Annotated in this window: 17 protein-coding genes, 1 tRNA gene and 1 pseudogene; 12 read left to right on the top strand and 7 right to left on the bottom strand. The window is 57.8% G+C overall.

The window, feature by feature from the left end; translation table 11 throughout:
* The first annotated feature begins 14 nt into the window (after positions 1-14).
* Positions 15-86: transfer RNA gene (locus BN2694_RS07075), tRNA-Thr, on the top strand.
* 194 nt (positions 87-280) lie between these two features.
* Here the strand turns inward: BN2694_RS07075 and BN2694_RS07070 are convergent.
* Together BN2694_RS07070 and BN2694_RS07065 are read right to left on the bottom strand one after the other, a co-directional pair.
* A complete protein-coding gene (locus BN2694_RS07070) occupies positions 281-790 on the bottom strand; it encodes a DUF7473 family protein (RefSeq protein ID WP_342210799.1) in 510 nt (169 codons plus the stop codon).
* A 34-nt stretch (positions 791-824) separates the two neighbouring features.
* Positions 825-1,385: a TATA-box-binding protein gene (locus tag BN2694_RS07065; RefSeq protein ID WP_135663739.1), complete on the bottom strand. Its 561-nt coding sequence runs from the start codon at positions 1,383-1,385 to the stop codon at positions 825-827.
* 204 nt (positions 1,386-1,589) lie between these two features.
* On the opposite strand from BN2694_RS07065, the gene BN2694_RS07060 reads away from it, so the two are divergent.
* Complete coding sequence (locus BN2694_RS07060; protein ID WP_135663738.1) at positions 1,590-2,612, top strand: methyltransferase domain-containing protein; 1,023 nt, start codon at positions 1,590-1,592, stop codon at positions 2,610-2,612.
* A gap of 99 nt (positions 2,613-2,711) precedes the next feature.
* On the opposite strand, the gene BN2694_RS07055 is transcribed toward BN2694_RS07060, so the two are convergent.
* Together BN2694_RS07055 and BN2694_RS07050 are read right to left on the bottom strand one after the other, a co-directional pair.
* Positions 2,712-3,824, bottom strand: coding sequence for an NADH dehydrogenase subunit (locus BN2694_RS07055; RefSeq protein ID WP_135663737.1), 1,113 nt, complete (start codon positions 3,822-3,824; stop codon positions 2,712-2,714).
* 78 nt (positions 3,825-3,902) lie between these two features.
* The gene (locus BN2694_RS07050; RefSeq protein ID WP_135663736.1) at positions 3,903-4,058 is read right to left on the bottom strand and encodes a rubrerythrin-like domain-containing protein; all 156 of its coding nucleotides are present in this window, start codon (positions 4,056-4,058) and stop codon (positions 3,903-3,905) included.
* A 215-nt stretch (positions 4,059-4,273) separates the two neighbouring features.
* On the opposite strand from BN2694_RS07050, the gene thsA reads away from it, so the two are divergent.
* From thsA to BN2694_RS07010, 8 genes and pseudogenes are all read left to right on the top strand, one after another.
* Positions 4,274-5,824 carry a thermosome subunit alpha gene (thsA, locus tag BN2694_RS07045; protein WP_135665494.1) on the top strand — a complete coding sequence of 517 codons (1,551 nt, stop codon included), beginning with the start codon at positions 4,274-4,276 and terminating at the stop codon, positions 5,822-5,824.
* Positions 5,825-5,908: 84 nt separating this feature from the next.
* On the top strand, positions 5,909-6,961 hold the full coding sequence (locus BN2694_RS18130) for a tyrosine-type recombinase/integrase (RefSeq protein WP_135663735.1): 1,053 nt from the start codon (positions 5,909-5,911) through the stop codon (positions 6,959-6,961).
* Between the two features lie 152 nt (positions 6,962-7,113).
* Complete coding sequence (locus tag BN2694_RS07035; RefSeq protein ID WP_167879977.1) at positions 7,114-7,854, top strand: restriction endonuclease; 741 nt, start codon at positions 7,114-7,116, stop codon at positions 7,852-7,854.
* A gap of 1,443 nt (positions 7,855-9,297) precedes the next feature.
* On the top strand, positions 9,298-10,008 hold the full coding sequence (locus BN2694_RS07030) for a hypothetical protein (protein WP_135663733.1): 711 nt from the start codon (positions 9,298-9,300) through the stop codon (positions 10,006-10,008).
* A 1,447-nt stretch (positions 10,009-11,455) separates the two neighbouring features.
* Positions 11,456-11,791 carry a hypothetical protein gene (locus BN2694_RS07025; RefSeq protein ID WP_135663732.1) on the top strand — a complete coding sequence of 112 codons (336 nt, stop codon included), beginning with the start codon at positions 11,456-11,458 and terminating at the stop codon, positions 11,789-11,791.
* Between the two features lie 1,063 nt (positions 11,792-12,854).
* Positions 12,855-12,959: pseudogene (locus tag BN2694_RS17905) on the top strand (TCP-1/cpn60 chaperonin family protein); the annotation flags it as partial.
* Between the two features lie 122 nt (positions 12,960-13,081).
* Positions 13,082-13,552, top strand: coding sequence for a carotenoid biosynthesis protein (locus BN2694_RS07015; RefSeq protein WP_135663731.1), 471 nt, complete (start codon positions 13,082-13,084; stop codon positions 13,550-13,552).
* 413 nt (positions 13,553-13,965) lie between these two features.
* Entirely contained in the window at positions 13,966-14,673 is a 708-nt protein-coding gene (locus BN2694_RS07010; protein ID WP_135663730.1) for an RAD55 family ATPase, read from the top strand.
* Positions 14,674-14,684: 11 nt separating this feature from the next.
* On the opposite strand, the gene BN2694_RS07005 is transcribed toward BN2694_RS07010, so the two are convergent.
* Both BN2694_RS07005 and BN2694_RS07000 read right to left on the bottom strand, forming a co-directional pair.
* Positions 14,685-15,461, bottom strand: a complete 777-nt coding sequence (locus BN2694_RS07005; RefSeq protein WP_135663729.1) for an SAM hydrolase/SAM-dependent halogenase family protein — start codon at positions 15,459-15,461, stop codon at positions 14,685-14,687.
* Positions 15,462-15,500: 39 nt separating this feature from the next.
* The gene (locus BN2694_RS07000; RefSeq protein WP_135663728.1) at positions 15,501-16,073 is read right to left on the bottom strand and encodes a nicotinamide-nucleotide adenylyltransferase; all 573 of its coding nucleotides are present in this window, start codon (positions 16,071-16,073) and stop codon (positions 15,501-15,503) included.
* A gap of 169 nt (positions 16,074-16,242) precedes the next feature.
* Here BN2694_RS07000 and lonB point away from each other — a divergent pair, with 169 nt between their 5' ends.
* On the top strand, positions 16,243-18,309 hold the full coding sequence (gene lonB, locus BN2694_RS06995; RefSeq protein ID WP_135665493.1) for an ATP-dependent protease LonB: 2,067 nt from the start codon (positions 16,243-16,245) through the stop codon (positions 18,307-18,309).
* A 1-nt stretch (position 18,310) separates the two neighbouring features.
* A complete protein-coding gene (locus tag BN2694_RS06990; protein WP_135663727.1) occupies positions 18,311-19,174 on the top strand; it encodes a CPBP family intramembrane glutamic endopeptidase in 864 nt (287 codons plus the stop codon).
* Between the two features lie 4 nt (positions 19,175-19,178).
* Here BN2694_RS06990 and BN2694_RS06985 read toward each other — a convergent pair whose 3' ends face one another.
* A complete protein-coding gene (locus BN2694_RS06985; RefSeq protein WP_135663726.1) occupies positions 19,179-19,643 on the bottom strand; it encodes an MGMT family protein in 465 nt (154 codons plus the stop codon).
* Positions 19,644-19,661 lie beyond the last annotated feature (18 nt).

Below are 19,661 nucleotides of genomic sequence, written 5' to 3'. Positions count from 1 at the left end.
AGACTGGGGTACGCGCCTGGGTAGCTTAGCGGTAAAGCGCGTCCTTGGTAAGGACGAGAGCCCGGGTTCAAATCCCGGCCTAGGCTTTCTGCGACGAACAGACGTGGGGAGCGAGAGCAACATCCGGGATTTGAGCCAGCAAGTCGCAGCGCGAACAAAGTGAGCGACCGTCTTGCGCTGTTCAAATCCCGGCCTAGGCTCTTCTTGCGATCACTCTCCGTGAAGCTTCGGCTCCGATATTCCCATGACCGTCGTGGTCTCCCTCGTTCCAGACCCCATTTCAGATGAAGCCGAACAGATTGGCGAGCGCGATCCCGAGCACGGTCGCGAACGCGAAGTGCAACAGCGTCAGTACCGTCGTCGCCCGTCGGGAGAGGCCATAGACTTTCGCGACCGCCATTGCGTCGGCGAGCAGTGTCGTCACGAGGACGACCAGCACGCCAAGTTCCCGTGAGAAGACGCCAACACTTTCCAGTCCGTAGCGGCCCAGCAGGATCGAGACGGCCGCGGGGACAGGACCGACGTAGGCGGCCCGCTGACTGGGGACGTCGCCCAGGAAAAACGTCGCCGCCAGATGCAGTGTGACGGCGTAGAACAGCGAGACGGCCAGAAACACGCCGATGAGGGCAGCGAGTCCCCCGCCGATCGGGCCAGTCTGCAGGACTGTATGCCTCCCGGTTGCTGCGGTCCGCAGGGCCGTATCGCCCGCAGCCGTTGCCGTCCGCAACGCCGTCGCTCCGGTGGGAGCGCTCGGGAGTAACAGGAGATGAGAAGACGCGAGTGAGAGCATATGCGGCCTTCGGCGGGCAGGCGCTTGTCGGTTGTTATTCCAGCAGGCCGAGTTCTTCGAGCCGGGAGACGATCTTGTCGACGGCCTCGCGGGCGTCGTCTGGCTCTTTGCCGCCAGTGATGACGAGTTTACCCGAGCCAAAGAGCAGCGCGACGACGTCGGGGTTTTCGAGCCGGTAGACCAGCCCGGGGAATTGCTCGGGCTCGTACTCGATGTTCTCCAGACCGAGGCCGATCGCGATCGCGTTAAGGTTGAGGTTGCGACCCAGATCGGCCGACGTGACGATGTTTTGGACGACGATTTCGGGATCCTCGTCGACTTGGATCTCCAGGTCCCGCAGTTTGTCGAAGACGATCCGCAGGCTCTGATGGACATCGTCAGTGCTCTTTGCGCCGGTGCAGACGATCTTCCCCGACCGGAAGATCAGCGCCGCCGACTTCGGTTCCTGCGTGCGATAGACCAGCCCGGGGAACTGCTCGGGGTCGTAGTCGGCACCCTCTAAGTCCATCGCGACGCTCTGTAGGTCGAGCTCCTGACCGATCCCGGTCGAAGCAACCACGTTCTCGATGTTGATCGTTTCCTTGGGGTCAGCCATGATTCGAATAGGAGATCGTATTTAAGTCTTATAAAGGTTGGTATTTAAGATTTATAAGCACCCCATTATTCAGGGTATGGGCCATTTCAGGGTCCCACGGGCAGGAATCGTCCGTCGCACTCCCTTCGGACTCTTCGGATCGACACGTCCCTTGCTTGGCAGGCAACCGCCAGAGACAAGCGCCGACGGACACTCCCTACGGGTGTGTATCTGCTGGAGCTGGCGGGCACCGACGACGCGTTCGCGGCCTACGAGGCGTCGAGCGCCGCCAGTGACGTCTCCGTCGTCGGCGGTGGCCTGGCGACTGCGGGCGCGATCACCGGCCGCGTCACCAAGCTCGCGTTGACCCACCGCGTCAGCGAACTCGTGGGGACGACGGACCCAACGATCGAACGTGCTCGTCAACACCTCGGGGAGATGTCGTTCGATCGGACTGGATCAGTCGCAGTACGGGCACGCGACGTTCGTGGTGCGACGGGGATCAGTACCCAGGCTGTCGAGCGAGAACTCGGTTCGGTGCTCGTCGATCGGGGGTTCACGGTGGACCTAGAGGACCCCGATCACGAGCTCCGTGTCGTCTTCGCCGGATCACCATCGGTCGGGGACAGCAAGGCTGTTGCAGTCGCTCCCCATGGGGACGAGGGTGTCTGTGCACTGGGCTGGCTCGCGAGTGAGCCCGACCGAGCGTTCACCGATCGCGCGCCGACTGATCGTCCGTTCTTCCAGCCCGGGAGCATGGATCCGGTGCTCGCCCGCGCGCTGGTCAACGTCGCCGGTGGCCGCCCCGGCACGACGCTCCTCGATCCGATGTGCGGGACCGGCGGGCTGTTGATCGAGGCGGGATTGGTCGGGGCCGACGTCATGGGCGTCGACGTTCTCCCGAAGATGGTGCGGGGGACCCGTGAGAACCTGACTGCGCTCGTCGGGGAGCGATTCGGCGTCTGTCGAGGTGACGCGCGACGACTCCCGTTCCGGGACGACGCCGTCGACGCGGTGGTCTTCGATGCGCCCTACGGGCGACAGACGAAAATCACCGGCGACGACCTCGCGCCGTTGCTTGCCGACGCACTCGCGGAGGCACGGCGACTCGCCCCCCGGGCGGTCGTCGTCGGTGACCGCCCGTGGGCTGACGTGGCGACCGACGCCGGGTGGACGGTCGGGGCGCACTTCCAACGCCGTGTCCACCGGTCCCTGGACAGGCACGTCCACGTTCTCGAACGCGAGTGAGACGTGATTGCAACGCGTGCAGGTGCTCACCGACCTTCGATGTTCATGTGGTGTTCCGTGGCGACGGGACGGTGATCTCGGCCAACTCGACGACGCTGCTTACTGGCGTTCGATCGTGACGTGGTGTTCCGTGACGGCCGTGACCTCCCCGTCGATGGAGGCGTGGTGGGCGTTGCTGATCGCGTCTGCGGTGGGTTTGGCGACCCGATCGCCGACCGTCACGTCCTCGCCGGGTGAGACGGTCGGGTCCGCGTAGTCGGCGATGCCCTCGTAGTCCGCATTGCTCAACAGCGGGATCCGAACCCGGTCTGGCTCCAGATCAGTCGGCTCGTCCTCGAGACTGCGGCCTTTCCAGGCCTGGGGACCGAGAATATTGATGCGGCCGTTGGCGATCCGGTTGTCCTCGGCAAGCGCCTCGTCGATGATCAACAGACAGTTCGTCCGCTTGGTGACGCCGAACATGTCAGGGTCTCGCTCGATTTCGAAACTCCAACCCGGCCCGCCGTCGGCGAGAATCTCGTGTGATCCGGGGCCCCCGGGTCGTCCTGCGACTGCGAGGAGGTCCGTCGCCAGCGTCCCCACCGGGACTCTGAGGAACCGGTGGCGGGGGGTGTCGCCATCAACGTGGACGAACTTGTGTGTCACCGGCCGGTCCTCGCTCAGTGCCAGCGCGATGTTATACAGCGTCTCGGTGTTCTGGACGATCCACCCGTGATCCATCGGCAGGTCCCGACCGATGACGGTATCGTTGACCGTCCGCAACAGGACGCTCTCCATCCCGTACTCGTAGCGGTCGTCGGTACAGGCGACGATCACGCCGGTCTCCCTGTCGTCGATCGGTAGCTCGTCGGGTTCGTAAACCGTCGCGTCAGTGGCTTCTTCCAAGGCGCCCAGCCACACACCCCGGTAGTGCTGTTTGGTTCCGATCACGACGCGGTCCAGGACAGTCTCCAGCAGCGCCTCACAGAACGCGGCCAGCGTCCCGGCCTGGGTCCGCCCGATCCAGCGATCCTTGCTGAAGTCCGGTTCGCTTTCCTGGTGGTTGATAAGTAACGAGTCGACCTCGTCGACTCGCTCCCACTTGGCGTAGGCGGGGAATCCGGCACCACCGGCACCGGCTATGCCTGCACGCCTGATGCGATCCGCGAGCGGCTGTTCCGCCAGTGCGAACGATCCCCGGTCCGCCGATGGCTGTGGGTTGTCTTCGCTCATACATCTCCCGTCGCGGAGTGATGTCGACCTGGGTGTCCGAACCCGGGGTGGCCTGTGGTGACCATAGAGTCCAATGAGTCACTCAACGGTACCTGACCGCGTCCGGAACGGTTTCCCACACATCGCGCACTCGCCCGGATGTGTCTCGGCTGTGACGACTGCACCGCACTCCGGGCACTCGTACGTGGCGCGCACCCCGACCGGCTCACCCGTCGCGTCGTGAGTGTGGACCATCATCTAGTACGCCACGGCCCGGCCGTAAGTATCGGTCGTAAACGGAAAAATATGTCATTTATTGAAAACTGCTTCTCGACCCACACTGTGAGGGCAAGCAAGTCGTGGTCGATTCGGTGGCACGGCCGAATACCACTGAATAGCAATTTTTATATAGAACCGCAATCGACCATTCATACGAGGATCCAATTATGTCACAGTCTGGACAGCAGCGCATGGGCGGTCAGCCGATGTTTATTCTCAGCGAGGACTCCCAGCGGACACAGGGGAAAGATGCACAGAGTTCGAACATCTCGGCGGGGAAAGCAGTCAGCGAGGCGGTACGAACGACGCTCGGGCCCCGCGGGATGGACAAGATGCTCGTCTCCGACGACGGCGACGTCGTGATCACGAACGACGGCGCCACCATCTTAGACGAGATGGACATCGAGCATCCCGCGGCGAACATGATCGTCGAAGTCGCCGAGACTCAGGAGGAAGAGGTCGGCGACGGGACGACCACCGCTTCGATCCTCACGGGCGAACTGCTCGCGAAGGCCGAAGATCTCCTCGAGGACGATGTCCACGCGACGACGATCGTCGAGGGGTATCACGAGGCCGCGCGCCTCGCCCGCGAGGCCATCGACGACCTCGTCGTTGACGGGGACCTGGACGACGAGTCACTGGTCGAAGTCGCCGAGTCGAGCATGACCGGCAAGGGGACCGGCGACGTCGCTGCAGAGCCCCTGGCCGAGACAGTCGTCGAGGCGATCCGTCACGTCCGTGACGGGCGCGTCGAGCGCGAGAACATCACGATCCACACGCAGGTCGGTTCTTCCTCGAGCGCGACCGAACTCGTCGAGGGCGTCATCGTCGACGAGGAGCCCGTCCACGACAACATGCCCCGGACGGCTGAGGACGCCGATATTGCCGTCGTCGACGGCGATGTCGACCTCAAGGAGAGCAACATCGACGCCGAGTACAACGTCAACAACGTCGACCAGCTCAACGCTGCCATCGAGGCCGAGGAGGAGGAACTTCGCGGGTACGCCGAACGGCTCGCAGATCTCGGTGTCGACGTGGTCTTCGTCTCCGGCGATGTCGAGGACCGCGTCGCCGCCTACCTCGCGAAAGAGGACGTGCTGGCTCTGGACGGCGTTGACGACCTCGAGGCCATCGCCGGTGCGACCGGCGCGAGCCGGGTCACCTCCGTTCAGGATCTCGAAGCTGACGAACTCGGTGAAGCGGACTCGGTCAGCGTCCGTGCCTACGGCGAGGAGGATCTCACCTTCGTCGAGGGCGGCGCGGCTGCCGAGGCAGTAACGATCTTCGCCCGCGGCGGCACTGAACACGTCGTCAACGAACTCGAACGCGCCATCATGGACGCCCTGGACGTCGTGACTGCCGCCCTCGAACGCGGCGGCGTCGTTCCCGGCGCGGCCGCCACCGAGATTGCCGTCGCCGACTACGTCCGTTCCCACGCCGCCACCATCGAGGGCCGCAAGCAGCTCGCTGTCGAAGCCTTCGCCGACGCCGTCGATGTGGTCCCGCGGACGCTTGCGACGAACACGGGCATGGACCCGATCGACGCTCTGGTCGACCTCCGGTCGGCCTACGAGGACGACGACCTCTCAGGCGTCATCAGTGAGGGCCAGACCGGCGTCATCGCCGATCCCCTCGAGTACGGCGTGATCGACCCCGCCGCGGTCAAGCACGAGGCCGTCGAGTCCGCCACCGAGGCCGCGACGATGATCGTCCGCATCGACGACGTCATCGCCGCGAGCTAAGGAGATTCGTCCACAATCGGGCGGTTTGACCCACGGTAATCGGGTCAAACTCGGTCCGATACCCGTGATGGGATTCAGTCGTTGATGACTGCGGGTCGCCGCCGTATGGCGGTGACAATAATGGAAACGACACACCCGAAAACGGACTTGGATCGAATCGACCCACACTCCGTTCTGGAACTATACCTTTCTGAGAGGGAAACGGACTTAGCCGACCGTACACGTCGCTCCCACAGATACGTTCTTGAACGGTTCCTTGTGTGGTGTGATGACAATAATGTAACAGCGACGGCAGATTTGGATGGGCGTGACATCCACGACTTTCGCAAAGAACGGCGAGAAGAAGTGAACGGGAATACTCTTCGGTCACAACTCGGCGTTCTACGACAATATATTCGCTTTGCAGAGTCGATTGAAGCCGCCTCAGTTGGCCTTGCAGAGCGAATAGTCTTGCCACAGGTGGAGAAACAAACTCGTGAGACTCGCCTTGAGACTGACGTAGCTGACACCATACTCGAACACCTTCGAAAATTCCAGTACGCCTCGCGGGATCACACACTTCTCCGATTGCTGTGGGTCACGGCGATCCGCGTTGGGACAGTACGATCCTTCGACGTGGACGACTTTGACCCAGACGCAGAGACTCTTGCTGTCCGCCATCGCCCCGAAACAGGGACATCGTTGAAAAACGGCAAACGGGGTGAACGGTTGTTAGCACTTGACGACCGAACAACAGAGACACTTGACGATTACATTGAACACGCCCGTGTGAAGACAACTGATGAACACGGGCGTGACCCACTATTGACGACGAAACACGGGCGTGCTGGGATATCGACGTTACGACGAGCCGTGTACCGATGGACACGTCCTTGCCAACGGGGTGATGTCTGTCCACATGACCGTGACCCCGACGACTGTGATGCAAAGCAGATCGTTTCACTCGCCTCTCAATGTCCATCGACCCAATCACCACACGATGTTCGACGGGGGGCAATTTCGTATCTACTGACAAAGGACATTCCCGTTAGAGCGATATCCGACAGGGCAAACGTGAGTAAAGATATTCTTGATAAACACTATGACGTTCGTTCCGAGTCTGAGAAAACTGAATCTCGACGGCAATTCTTTGAGTAGGCAATTAGAGGCACATCCAAGGAGGTGAGTGGGAGATACGCGCCTCCCCCGATCGGCGTTACCATTACCGTATTTCAGACGGGTGTGATGCGACAGTGACCGCATGGGTGGGGAGGAACATTCAACACGAATGAATTTGAATAGCAAAACAAGTGACTGCGACAGAACTATCCGCTCGGGAGATTCAACATCGGCTCCAACAGATTGATCCATACGACTTTGAGAAGTTGGTAGCCGACGTATGGGAAGCAGAAGGCTATGATACGACTGTTCGCCAAAAGAGTGGGGATCGGGGCATTGACGTGGAAGCGATTAAAGAACAACCGTTTCAACAGAAAGTCCTGATCCAGGTCAAACGGTATGCTGACTCGAATACAATTGGTAGCGAAGAAGTGAGGAAATACGCTACCCTGTATCAACAGGTGAGTGACGTTGATACGGTCGTGATCGTTACCACGGGGGATTTTAGTACACAGGCGAAGAGACTGGCCCGTGATTTAGATGTCAAAACAGTGGATGGACAATCGCTTGCTCAAATGATTGTCCAGAACGACAATGAAGATATCTTATCGAACTATAATCTGCTATCAGACGCTCCGTCTGTACCATCTAACCACCTGAATTCACAGAGCGATCGGGAAGTAACGGACACGGGAGAAGAAATTGAATCTTTGGAGAATGTTAGTGATATCCAGAATACAAACATCATTAAGCTGTTTGTGGTTCTTGTCCTTCCTTCAATTCTCCTGTTGGGAATTATTTTATTATTTTCGCACGCTATTATAAACATCTATCCACAGGATGCCAGTCCAGAATTTGTCCAATTCTTTTTCTTTTGGACTGTCGGGGGAGGGATCATACTTTTCGTGTCATACCAATATATTGGTAGGTGATAGATACATTAAATATATTGATGTATATCTGTCTCATACCTATCGAGAGAGAAGGCATATTCCCGAAGCAAGCTTACTCTGATTCTCCCCTGCAGACGTGTATTGCGACACCCTCATTTCCATTCTAACCCGCCTGACAGTCGCCACAGTCGGTTTGTTTGACACATGCGTGGTGAGCATGGGAACGATGAAAAACTCTTAGAATCGCTACAGTTATCTCTAAACAGAGAAGAATTATTTTTTGAAATATTCTATCAACGAATATTTCGGTGATACAATTGTACTTATACACAGAACTCTCCTCTATCCCGCGGGTCGCTCATCACTCGGTTCGCATTTTGATTCAAACCGCAAATCAAAATGCTCACGCGAGCAATTTCGCTCCCCGACAGCAGTTGGGATAGAGAGGAGAGTGTATATTTGACAACGACAAAAATCACCTTGCCCCCATCACAAACGTCTGCAAGGAACGTCTCTCCCCCGTTCAAAGAGTCGTGAGACGGGTGAGAGACGATTTGTTTTGAACGTTGGTGACAGGCACGTCTCTTCTTACTCCACCGAGTGAGGGATAATTCTTCACTCAAATATCCATGATACGAGGATGTCTAACACAAACAATTCTCTGCGGGTCAAAGTGATCTATGCCGCAGCCAGTTCACACACCTCTTCTTCTTTCCCATGCTGTCTGAACGTCGCCCCTCGGTCCGCATTCGATTTGCTGTTTGAATCGAATGCGGAGCGATGGGGTGACGTGATTGCCGAAAGAAGAGAGGTCTTTCCAACAACATCACAAATATTTAACAGAAAGTATCTTACCTATCACTCTTCTCCGTCCCCGCACTATATACACTACTACTGTCCTTAAATAGTTTATAAGGGATGTATATCTTTCTACCCTCTACATACGTAATCGCCAGAGGGCGCTATTATCATTAATACTTGTAAGTAGGAGGTAACAGAGATGTCATCGAACGAATCTCGTATTCGAGTTTTGGAAGCACAGTTGAATGAGTTGAACGAACTTGAACGGGCGGTATATGGCTCAGAAACGGAAGTGAGCCACAATACCATGCTTGTTGAATTGATCGACTTCTACAGAGAGAATAATCTCTAATCGCTGTACGGAACACGTATTAAATTATAATCGCAGTAAGAGGAGCGTATTAAATTTATGCAGACTGTACGAATTTCACGAGCGACGCTTGAAGAGTTGAATAGTCAATTTCCTGATACGAAGTACAGCCATGCAATTGCCCGCATCGCAGGTGAGTGGCAGGGAGATAATCGCATTAGGGGGCGCGTATTAAATCACAGAAATAACACGACTGTCACCGTGTCAGAAGAATGTCGTGTTGTCATAGAAAAATTAAAATCCGATATTTTTCTAAATCCTCATAAGCGTTCTCTCGGTGACGTAATTGAGGTTCTTGTTTGAGGTGAACGATGGTAGAACATTGGAAGTTTCAAGACGATCCTACCGACACGGGAGTGGACGTTGATAGCGACTACCTTGATGTCGGTGAGTCTGAGTCAGTAGACGACTGTTATGAAGTCGGTAGTGGTGACCCGAAGATTGATGATTCCTATGCGTCACAAGGTCGTTCAATCTCAAGTAAACGTCAATGGGAAGAGCAAGACAGTGATTCCCCGCTCGCACGAACGCCGCAAAGTTCTCCTGCTCGAACAGACTGGAAAGCGGGAGAGGTAATTGACCCAGAGAAGGGTTGGGACTATGATAAGAAAGGAAAGGGCCAGGAGAAAAACGGAAACAAGTATCGTTTCCAAATGGGGTTGGACGTTCGTGGGGCAACGGGCAAGGAAATGAGAACCAGTAAAATAAACGGCGATAAGGAAATTGAGGCAGTGGTGTCAGCTATTTTGGGTAATGGCGCTCTTGCCGATGACGTTATTTATGACGTGAGTAATGCTCCCGAATCCGAAAAGAAGTCTTGGAACCCAGACGGGGGGCACAAAGCCATGGTAGTCGGATATTGTGGATATGCTGTTGGTGATGATGTTACTGACGCCACTCAGACGCTCTTAGATGAAGTCAATGACGACGTTTTTGACGGACTCGGTATGTCGGACGGTGAGGTACTCAAATCCGTTCGCAAGGCGTTCAATGCCATTAGCGAACGACAGACCCACCTCTAATGGGTATGAGATTGGGGTGACAAAACAAGTGTCACCCCAAGCAGACTGTACTGAATGCAACTGCAAAGGCGGGACTCTCACCCGCATGACCAGACTTCAATATCGACATTAACGACCTGTAGAAGGCCGATACGGTCGGTTCACAGCCCCGAACAGAAGACTCGAATTGAACCAAACACGTATGCAGAAGCGGAGAGGCTCCTGCATTACGTATACTCTTATTGCCCTATTTAAAGTATAAATACAACAATAGTAGTTTATTAAATAGAAGATGAGAGTAATGCAAACTGGCATTGATGTTGGCGACGTAATCGAGTTTGGCAAGCTGAGTCACGTAAAGCTCGAATCAGGACACGGTACAAGTTTGCGAGCAATCTCTGAGGGAGAGGAAAAAAAAACACGTCCTCCTTACCGAGACTAACGCACCTGACCAAGACGAAATCGATTTGCACGAAAATGCTGTTATACTTGGATTCGTCTCGGGTCAAGGCGTCATGTCAGAAACCCTCTGGTATGCACTGCCGAAGTCTGTTTACGGTGATTCTCAATGAACCTCTCGGCAAAACAGGTAGAAAATTGCACGGGGGACAAGCGTGACGATCGCCCCGATAGGAGTGATGACCTTTACCTGCGGCGACGTGTTGGCTTCAAAGAAGGATCCCCCGCAGTAGAGTCCTTTGATAAGGTGCCTCTCGACGGGGAAGTCGATCCCTGTTATGAAGACTATCTAACGAGGAGCGACTTATTCCGACCCGAAGCGCACGACTTTCTCACTAATCTGTTCAACAGTGAGCAAATCAACTCGCTTGAAGACGCATCGAACGAGATTAGAACAGACGAATCTGCCATACGTCAAGCGTGTGAGATTCACGACATAGAGATTTCTGAGGGGGGTGATGACGGGAGGGACGATCGTTCACCGACTGAGCTAACGTTCCCGAGTGGCGAGAGTTGGAAATTGAGTCTCCTAACGACCCCCGTTCATGAAGATCCTCGTGTGCTGACTCAATTGCTTGCGAGTGACGGACTTAGCGTGAAAGAGACTGCCAGATACCTGAGTGACCGACTCGACACGAACGTTACCGAGTCGGACGTTCGTAGTGCTGCAAAGTCGTATAATCTTCTGTGAATGAATCAAGAACCAATTTCACGAGATACTCTATGCGATGAAACCGCAGTACGTGAGTTGGTTGAGAAAGCAGATGAACATCCAGATGTCGGGGGTAATTCTGTCTATGCCACCACGATGTTGATTCAGGATGGACTTGACACGGGGGGCAACGTGTTCATGTCAGATGTGGCTGCAGCAATTGATTTCCACACCGATATTGATGTTTCCAATCGGCATAGGTCACGGTCAATGAAACTACGCATTATACGTAATAGCCAATAGGACATCATTGGGGGGAAAGATTTATATATGAATAAAAGACTAATATATAAATGTATGCCCCAAACAGCTCTTGAGGATGTGAAAGACATGCCAATTGTAGTGAGTGTGGAAAGGCACGTAGAGTGTAGTGAATGTGGAGAAGGAAGGAAAGAAGTGACAATTGAAGAGGAGCGTTGTCCTGGATGTGGTCAGGAAGTCCAATGGACGAAAGTGAAGGATAAAGTTGAACTGAATACAAAAAAGGCATGTCTGAATGTAGAATCGATTGATGACATTGCTTCTCAGCTCATTGAATCGGGCAAGAAAATTCGGGACTTGAAGTATGAGGAATTCGCTGTAGAGTATACGCTACGTAGCCAGAAGCCTGTTCTAGAGCGGTATCACCGATAGCAACATATTTTCTGGCGGGATTGCGAATTTGAATGGCGGGCCATATATATGAGTTCTGACACTTATTGCTCCTCCTAATAAAAGGGAGGTAGGACCTCTCTACGGCAATATTTCTGAATACACTGATCATTTATATTATATATCTGGTATAATAGTGAAATCGCCACACGGCAGAACCGTTTGACCCCTCATATTATTACTGGAAAATGATGTATAGGGTTTGATTCTGTAACCAATGCTGATTTGATGAAACGGTCCCCCGCCTACATCCCTTTAATTCGATACTTATATTGGTGATTCCAATGGTTCTACTCACCACGGTTTTAGTATAATCGCAAGACAACAACCGAATTGACGGGTGAAATTCCGTGGTACCACAGTTGCGGATAACAAGTTCAGTCTGGGATTGTAGGACCATATACCCCCAGTAGACTCTTTGATCGCGGAACAGAGGCGTTCTTGTATCTTTGTTATTAGAAGTTGATAATTCTGCCAGAGGGGTGTTGCGTGAGACACACGCGCAGGTGCGTGTCTAATAGAAATTCTGGCCGTCGAACCCTCTTTCCCGATCGACAATCACGCGTGTACGCACACGGGTCTAATCCGATTTCTGGCGGATTTCGGGACAAACGTACAAGGACACCCACCTAACTTGCGAACGACTCTGCGGGTCGCCACAGTCGTTTCTCATCCGAGCCTATTACGGATCTAAGTGGGTCTATCTTCACGTTTCTGACGGGGGGATCCGACTTTCATACACGTTTCTGTTGCTGTTAAGACGACAGTTTTGATGGATTTTGTGTATTCTTTTGCAAGACATGGTGGAGTAATGTATACAACCGTAGATTGGTGGGAACAAGACCCTTCTCGGCACGCACTCCAATATGGTACTGATATCGTAGAAGGGGGATGCACGTACCATCACAATGTGACTGCCAACCACACGCGCCTCCCTAACATACTTTTGTGACTACGTCGATAAAGCAAATTGCCATACGGTGAACGCCCCCACGTCATAGATGACTGAATCCACACAGTAGTGATGTGGGAATCGCAAGACGGCTACGGCGTGATCGACCCCGCCGCGGTCAAGCACGAGGCCGTCGAGTCCGCCACCGAGGCCGCGACGATGATCGTCCGCATCGACGACGTCATCGCCGCGAGCTAACGCCGACTCAGTCTTCCGTTTCGACGGACACGCACCTTTGGCTGCTTCCTGATTGTCGTCGTCTCTTCCTCTCCGAGCGTCCGTGCGGTCGACTGAAAGCCCCGGACGCTCTATGAACGAACGTGTCATCAACTCGCCCGTTCGCCCTCGGTACGGTCGTGGTGGGTTTTGTCGCACTCGTCCATGCGTTTCTCACCTGGCCACCCGAAGCCGTGATTGCCCTCTTCGGCGGCGGAGCACTGGTCGCGTTCGTCGCCGAGGCCGTCGTGATCAATCTCGGACTTCTCGAACACCACGTCGACCCGAAAATCTACGGCGTGCCAGTCTACGTCCTCTTTGGCTGGACGGGAATCGTTTACGTCGCCTTCCGCGTGGCCCTGCTCGGGACTGGGGAGTGGCTGGCGGTCGCCGTCGCCGCTGCACTCGCGGCAGGCTACGATCTACTCGCCGATCACAGAGGCGTCGCAGACGGCTACTGGACCTACACTGATGACTTCCCAGGACCACGATTCCGTGGCGTTCCATGGTGGAACTACGTCGGCTGGATCGTGATCAGCTCGACCACGGCGGCGCTGGCGGTGCCGTTTCAGTGAGATGATGGGAGTACATCCAGAGAGACTCGTTTCTGCCGGTCGGTTCGTTCCGACATCCTGACGGGCGGCTATTCTGGGCCTGTAATCGACTGCCCTATCGGACGGCTTTCCCGGACAGCCGACGTTCGGACGATCTCCGCTAACTGCGCAGTTCAACGACCTGTGGCGTATCTCCACCGGTCTTTCACCCTTCTCAGGACACCTTCGGCGCGATGAGCGCCTCGGCGTTCTCCCGCCGGGTATCCGTTCGTCCCTTTCCAGCACAAATTGTCGCTTTCATCACTACTTTGTTAGTGAATGTCTCTCAATGTATGCAGGGGAGGGAACCTGAACGTCCAGATATGTCAATCAAATAGGGGTATCTGCACGTGTGTGTTGTAAACACAGTATAATTCATATGAAAGAGCGGGTGAATGACAATGAGGGACAACGTTTCGACGGGGATTACCGGACTGGACCGACGGCTCGACGGTGGACTCCAGCCCGGAAACCTCTTGGCGATCGTGGCGCCGCCGGACAGCGAGAGTGAGCGACTGCTGCACGTTCTCATGCAAGAGCGGCCGTCGCTGTATCTCTCGACGTTACGTCCCGTGGCAGCCATCGAAGATCACCTTGACCGTGCCAACGGCGGCATCGACGCCGCGGACGTCAGGTACGTTGGAACTCACGCGAACATGGACACCGAGTTCGTGGCTGAGTTGACCGGCGATCGATCGTACACGATGTCGTTTGATGACTCCCGGGCACCGTTCGATGCCATCTACGAGGAGATACGGACGGTCGATAGGCAGTCGAACGTGATCGTCGATCCCATGACTCCACTGGAGGCGAGCGACCGGCGCGGCACGTACCAGAGCGTCCTGAACCAACTCAAGGAGCGAGCCCTGGACACCGACAGCGTGGGAGTGCTCCACTGTATCGAACACGACCACACTCCACCGCTCCGGGAGATGACGCTCAACGTGGCGGACGCAGTCTGGCGGTTCGACCTCGTCTCGGGGTCAGACGGGATCGAGTACCACTTGCGGATCCCCAAAAATCGTAGCGGGGCGGTCATCGACGAGGAGATAACGATCCTGTTCGGACGCGAAATCTCCATCGACGACAGTCGGACTATCTAACGGCGTCGGCCTCACGTCCAGCGGAGTCGGACCCGGGACCCCGTCGAGACGCTGAATCGTTCGTCACCCCAGCCCTGATTGACTGCGAGTTCGACGTTCCCGTGGCTGCCGACCGTGACGACTCGGTTGTCGATGTCTACTTCGGCGTAGGTCCGCCGGACGGGCGCCCAGGCGCCGTTGATGCTCACGGCCTCGCCGAAGCGATCTGCCAGCACCTCGCCCGGGACGTTCGTGATCGCATTGCCGAAGTCGTCGACGACCAGCACCTCGCCGTCGGCGCCGTCCTCGCGGATCGTCGGGTCGGGGAACGTCAGGTCTGCGTATTCCTCGACAGGGGAAAACCGGTCGTGGCGTTCGAGTCCCTCGATTCCAGTCTCCTGGACGGTCGCCGCGGCCGGCGCGAAGACGTCTCGGCCGTGGAATGTGACGCTTTCCGGATCGTCGTCGGTATACTCGAATACCTCGATCTCGCCGGGTCCGTCCGTGTCGTCGGCAAGTGTGCGCGCGGCCGGGAGGAGAACGCCGTTGTCGGGGCCGACGAGGCCGTGCCCGCCGGCGCGGATCGCCAGTGCTGCCCGGTCGGTCCCGACGCCGGGATCGATCACGACGAGGTGGACGGCGGGCGGGAAGTACGGCAGGACTTCCCGGAGCCAGAAGGCGGCCGCCCGGACGTCCTGGCGGGGGAGCTCGTGGGAGACGTCGAGCAATCTGGCGTCGGTCCGGCTGGCGAGGACACCCTTCATCGCCGCAGGATAGGGTGATCCGAAGTCGGAACTGAGTGTGATCATCGGCGGGAAATAGGCGCGTGTCCGGGAAAGATGTCCGGGCTACTCGACGTTTCGGTGGCTGTCCCCGCGTTTGCCGTTGGTCGCTTCCCAGCGTTCGACGACGTCCGACTGGGAGATCGTTCGGAGGCGCTCGACGCCGTTGCACTCCTCGATGACCTCGACGACGGCGTCGGGGACGCGGTCGCGCCACTGATCGCCCTCGATGATGCGTTCGCGGATCTCGCTGCCCTCTAGGCGCTCGCGATCGAACATCCGCGACTGCCGCACCTCGATGTTGGCTTCCTCGAACAATTGGATTACCAGGGGATTGTTCGAGTACGCGAGATCGAAGTTCGGACACATGCTCTGGACGTGACTCACCCATACCGAGTGCCGTTCGAGGTCCTCGATGGGGACGACGTAGGTCGGGAGGCCGAACTCGGCGACGGCCTTGTTGACCATCATGATACGCTCGCCTGCGGTGAATGGGTCGTGGACGGTGTGGGAGTTGCCCGCGCTCCCGATACCGAGAACGAGTTCGTCGATCTCTCCATCGGCCGCGATGCGTTCGACCATCGTGTGGTGGCCGTTGTGATAGGGCTGGAAGCGGCCGATGTAGAACCCGCGGCTCATATCCAAGTACAGGCGAGGAGTTTTGATAAACCCGGCGGGTCAGAGTGCGGGGCGGCTATCGGGAACGAGACAGTGCAGTCTTGCGGTTTTCGCCGGCTGGCAAACCGGGTCGTGAGGAGAAAGTATATGAATCGACAGCACTTGTCTTTCGATGACTGACCCGTTCAAAATGAGCGAGAACATCGATACCGACGATCCGCCGCCCGACGACGAGGACACTGTCTCGGAGTCCCCCGCTTCCGGGACCGAGGACTCGTCCCCGGCGGACGCCGGTCCGACAACCGAGGGCGACGACGGGATCGACGATCTCGGCAGCGACGTCACGGTCGACGAGGAGGCGGTCGTCGCTGCCGACGAGGAGGACATACTCGGCGGGCTGGACGTCGAGACCACTGAAGACATCGAGGTTCCCGATCGGCTGGTCGATCAGGTTATCGGGCAGGACCACGCCCGTGACATCGTCAAGAAGGCGGCCAAGCAGCGTCGCCACGTCATGATGATCGGCTCGCCCGGTACGGGCAAGTCGATGCTCGCGAAGGCGATGAGCCAGTTGCTCCCACAGGAGGACCTCCAGGACGTTCTCGTCTATCACAACCCGGACGACGGCAACGAACCGAAGGTCCGGACCGTCCCGGCGGGCAAAGGCGAACAGATCGTCGACGCCCACAAGGAAGAGGCTAGCAAGCGCAACCAGATGCGATCGTTCCTGATGTGGATCATCATCGCGGTTGTCATCGGCTACTCGCTGTTCCTGGCCGGGCAGGTCTTGCTCGGCATCCTCGCCGCAGGGGTCATCTACCTGGCGTTCCGCTACGGTGCCCGGGGCAGCGACGCGATGATTCCGAACCTCCTGATCAACAACGCCGACAAGCAGACTGCGCCCTTCGAGGAGGCGACGGGGGCCCACGCTGGGGCGCTGCTGGGAGACGTCCGTCACGATCCCTTCCAGTCCGGCGGCATGGAGACGCCCAGCCACGACCGCGTCGAAGCTGGCGCGATCCACAAGGCCAACAAGGGCGTGCTGTTCGTCGACGAGATCAACACCCTGGACATCCGCTCACAGCAAAAGCTGATGACCGCGATCCAGGAGGGCGCGTTCTCGATCACCGGCCAGAGTGAGCGCTCTTCAGGTGCGATGGTCCAGACTGAACCCGTCCCGACGGACTTCATCATGGTCGCGGCGGGGAACCTCGATGCGATGGAGAACATGCACCCGGCCCTGCGCGACCGGATCAAGGGCTACGGTTACGAGGTGTACATGGACGACACCATCGACGACGAGCCAGAAATGCGCCGGAAGTACGCTCGCTTCGTCGCCCAGGAAGTCGAGAAAGACGGTCGCCTGCCCCACTTCACCGAGGAAGCTGTCGAGGAAGTCATCCTCGAGGCGCGCCGGCGCGCCGGCCGCAAGGAACACCTCTCGCTGAAACTCCGGAACCTCGGTGGTCTCGTCCGCGTGGCGGGCGACATTGCGCGTGCCGCAGACAAGGAGTACACCGAACGCGAGGACGTCCTCCAGGCCAAGGACCGCTCGCGCTCGATCGAGCAGCAGCTCGCGGACAACTACATCGAGCGCCGCAAGGACTACAAGATGACTGTCAACGAGGGCAGCGCGGTCGGCCGTGTCAATGGCCTGGCTGTTATGGGCGAAGACTCTGGCATCGTCATGCCCGTCATGGCGGAAGTCGCCCCCTCACAGGGACCGGGCGAAGTCATCGCGACCGGGAAACTCCAGGAGATCGCGATGGAGGCCGTCCAGAACGTCAGCGCAATCATCAAGAAGTTCTCAGACGAGGACATCAGCGAGAAGGACATTCACATCCAGTTCGTCCAGTCCTACGAAGGCGTCGAGGGCGACTCCGCTTCGGTGACGGTCGCGACAGCCGTCATCTCCGCGCTGGAGGACATCCCCGTCGAGCAGAACCTCGCGATGACCGGCTCGCTGTCGGTCCGTGGTGACGTGCTCCCAGTCGGCGGTGTCACCCACAAGATCGAGGCTGCCGCCAAGACCGGCCTCGACAAGGTGATCATCCCCAAGGCCAACGAGCAGGACGTCATGATCGAGGACGAGTACAAAGACCAGATCGAGATCATTCCGGTCTCACATCTCTCTGAGGTGCTCGAGGTCGCACTCGCGGGTGAACCTGAGAAGGACAGCCTGGTGGACCGGCTGAAGTCGATCACTGGTCAGGCCCTCGAACGGAAGGTCGGCCCGACCAACCCGAGCCCGCAGTAGCGTGACCCGGTGGGCCGGATTCGTCGGCCTGACCGCGCTGCTCATCTCCGTTTTGCTGGTGTTGACACGTCTCACACAGCGGCTGGTCGAGTCCGATCCGCAATTCCGGGACTCCGCCGAATCGACGGGCTCCGCCGGTCGGGGAGCAGACGACTCGCCTACGATTCCGAGCGAAGACGAATCTGTTGGGGTGTCATCACTCGACGACGGCACCGTGGTCGGTTCGACTGACCGTCCGGATGCCACCACTGGGACAGCGGAGTCGCTATCGACCGCCGCACTGGTGGCTAACGTCGCACTCACGCAGGGAACAGTCGCGGTCGTCGTGGCGGCTGGCGCGTGGTACTTCGACGTTCCGCTCGACGCGCTCGGCGTCACTGCCGCCCCTGCCAGCGTGGGTCTCCGGGCTGTTTTGACGGGCCTCGTCGTCGGTGTCGTACTCTGGTTTGGTAGCGAGGTCATGACGGCGTTGAGTGAGGCGGCCGGGTTCGGTACCGACGAGGGGCTCCGGGAACTGCTAGCCCCTGAAACGACCGGGGGATGGCTCGCCCTGCTAGGGTTCGCTCTACCGATCGTTGCCGTCAGCGAGGAGTTGCTCTTCCGGGCGGCGGCGATCGGCGTTCCCGCGGCCGGGCTGGGAACCTCGCCGTGGGTGCTGGCGATCGTCTCTTCGGTCGCCTTCGGGTTCTGTCACGGGATCCAGGGACAGGCCGGTGTACTCGTCACTGGTCTCCTCGGCCTCGCGCTGGCCGGTGTGTACGTCTCCACGGGGAGTCTGCTGGTCGTGATCGTCGCCCACTACGTTCTCAACGCGACGGAGTTCCTCGTCCAGGAGGGACTGGGCGTCGATCCGATCGGCGGCTGATCGCCTATGCCAGCCCTTCGATCGAGCACAGTTGCTGTTCGACGGCCGGCGGTGCTCCGCTCGGTCCGTCGGCCACGCGATGGTCGGGAACCAGCAGGGGGACAGGATTCTCGGCCAGGGACGTTCGAACGAGCGAGACATCTTCTCCGCGTTCGGGATCGAGACCCGGTGTCATTCGTGTGAGTTGCTCGACGCTGACTCCCTCGCCGTAGGGGATCGACCGGAGCGTCTCCAGCACGTCCCGACGGTCGGTCGGCATCGTCAGCGCTACTTCCCAACCGGAGAAGTCGATGTCCTCGCCCTCGAAGTAGGCGGTGATCTCCTCGAGGAGCGGGTGCTCGTCGTCGGCGTCTGCCGGCGGTGAATCGGGGAAGGAAACGGCGATCACGCGGCCGCTTGCGAACCCGAGTTGGACGGCCCGGTTCAGGAACGCGACCTCGCGAGCGACGATACCGGACGTGTCTTCCATACGACGACGTCGGTCGAC

It is taken from the genome of Halorhabdus rudnickae (assembly GCF_900880625.1).
GTDB lineage: Archaea > Halobacteriota > Halobacteria > Halobacteriales > Haloarculaceae > Halorhabdus > Halorhabdus rudnickae.
This window is presented reverse-complemented; position numbering and strand designations above follow the sequence as displayed.

Excerpts from the sequence above, each read along its gene's own strand:
- BN2694_RS07070 (WP_342210799.1), bottom strand. The coding sequence starts at position 790 with ATGCTCTCACTCGCGTCTTCTCATCTCCTGTTACTCCCGAGCGCTCCC.
- BN2694_RS07065 (WP_135663739.1), bottom strand. The coding sequence starts at position 1,385 with ATGGCTGACCCCAAGGAAACGATCAACATCGAGAACGTGGTTGCTTCG.
- BN2694_RS07055 (WP_135663737.1), bottom strand. The coding sequence starts at position 3,824 with ATGAGCGAAGACAACCCACAGCCATCGGCGGACCGGGGATCGTTCGCA.
- BN2694_RS07050 (WP_135663736.1), bottom strand. The coding sequence starts at position 4,058 with ATGGTCCACACTCACGACGCGACGGGTGAGCCGGTCGGGGTGCGCGCC.
- thsA (WP_135665494.1), top strand. The coding sequence starts at position 4,274 with ATGGGCGGTCAGCCGATGTTTATTCTCAGCGAGGACTCCCAGCGGACA.
- BN2694_RS18130 (WP_135663735.1), top strand. The coding sequence starts at position 5,909 with ATGACTGCGGGTCGCCGCCGTATGGCGGTGACAATAATGGAAACGACA.
- BN2694_RS07030 (WP_135663733.1), top strand. The coding sequence starts at position 9,298 with ATGGTAGAACATTGGAAGTTTCAAGACGATCCTACCGACACGGGAGTG.
- BN2694_RS07025 (WP_135663732.1), top strand. The coding sequence starts at position 11,456 with ATGCCCCAAACAGCTCTTGAGGATGTGAAAGACATGCCAATTGTAGTG.
- BN2694_RS07010 (WP_135663730.1), top strand. The coding sequence starts at position 13,966 with ATGACAATGAGGGACAACGTTTCGACGGGGATTACCGGACTGGACCGA.
- BN2694_RS07005 (WP_135663729.1), bottom strand. The coding sequence starts at position 15,461 with ATGATCACACTCAGTTCCGACTTCGGATCACCCTATCCTGCGGCGATG.
- BN2694_RS07000 (WP_135663728.1), bottom strand. The coding sequence starts at position 16,073 with ATGAGCCGCGGGTTCTACATCGGCCGCTTCCAGCCCTATCACAACGGC.
- lonB (WP_135665493.1), top strand. The coding sequence starts at position 16,243 with ATGAGCGAGAACATCGATACCGACGATCCGCCGCCCGACGACGAGGAC.
- BN2694_RS06985 (WP_135663726.1), bottom strand. The coding sequence starts at position 19,643 with ATGGAAGACACGTCCGGTATCGTCGCTCGCGAGGTCGCGTTCCTGAAC.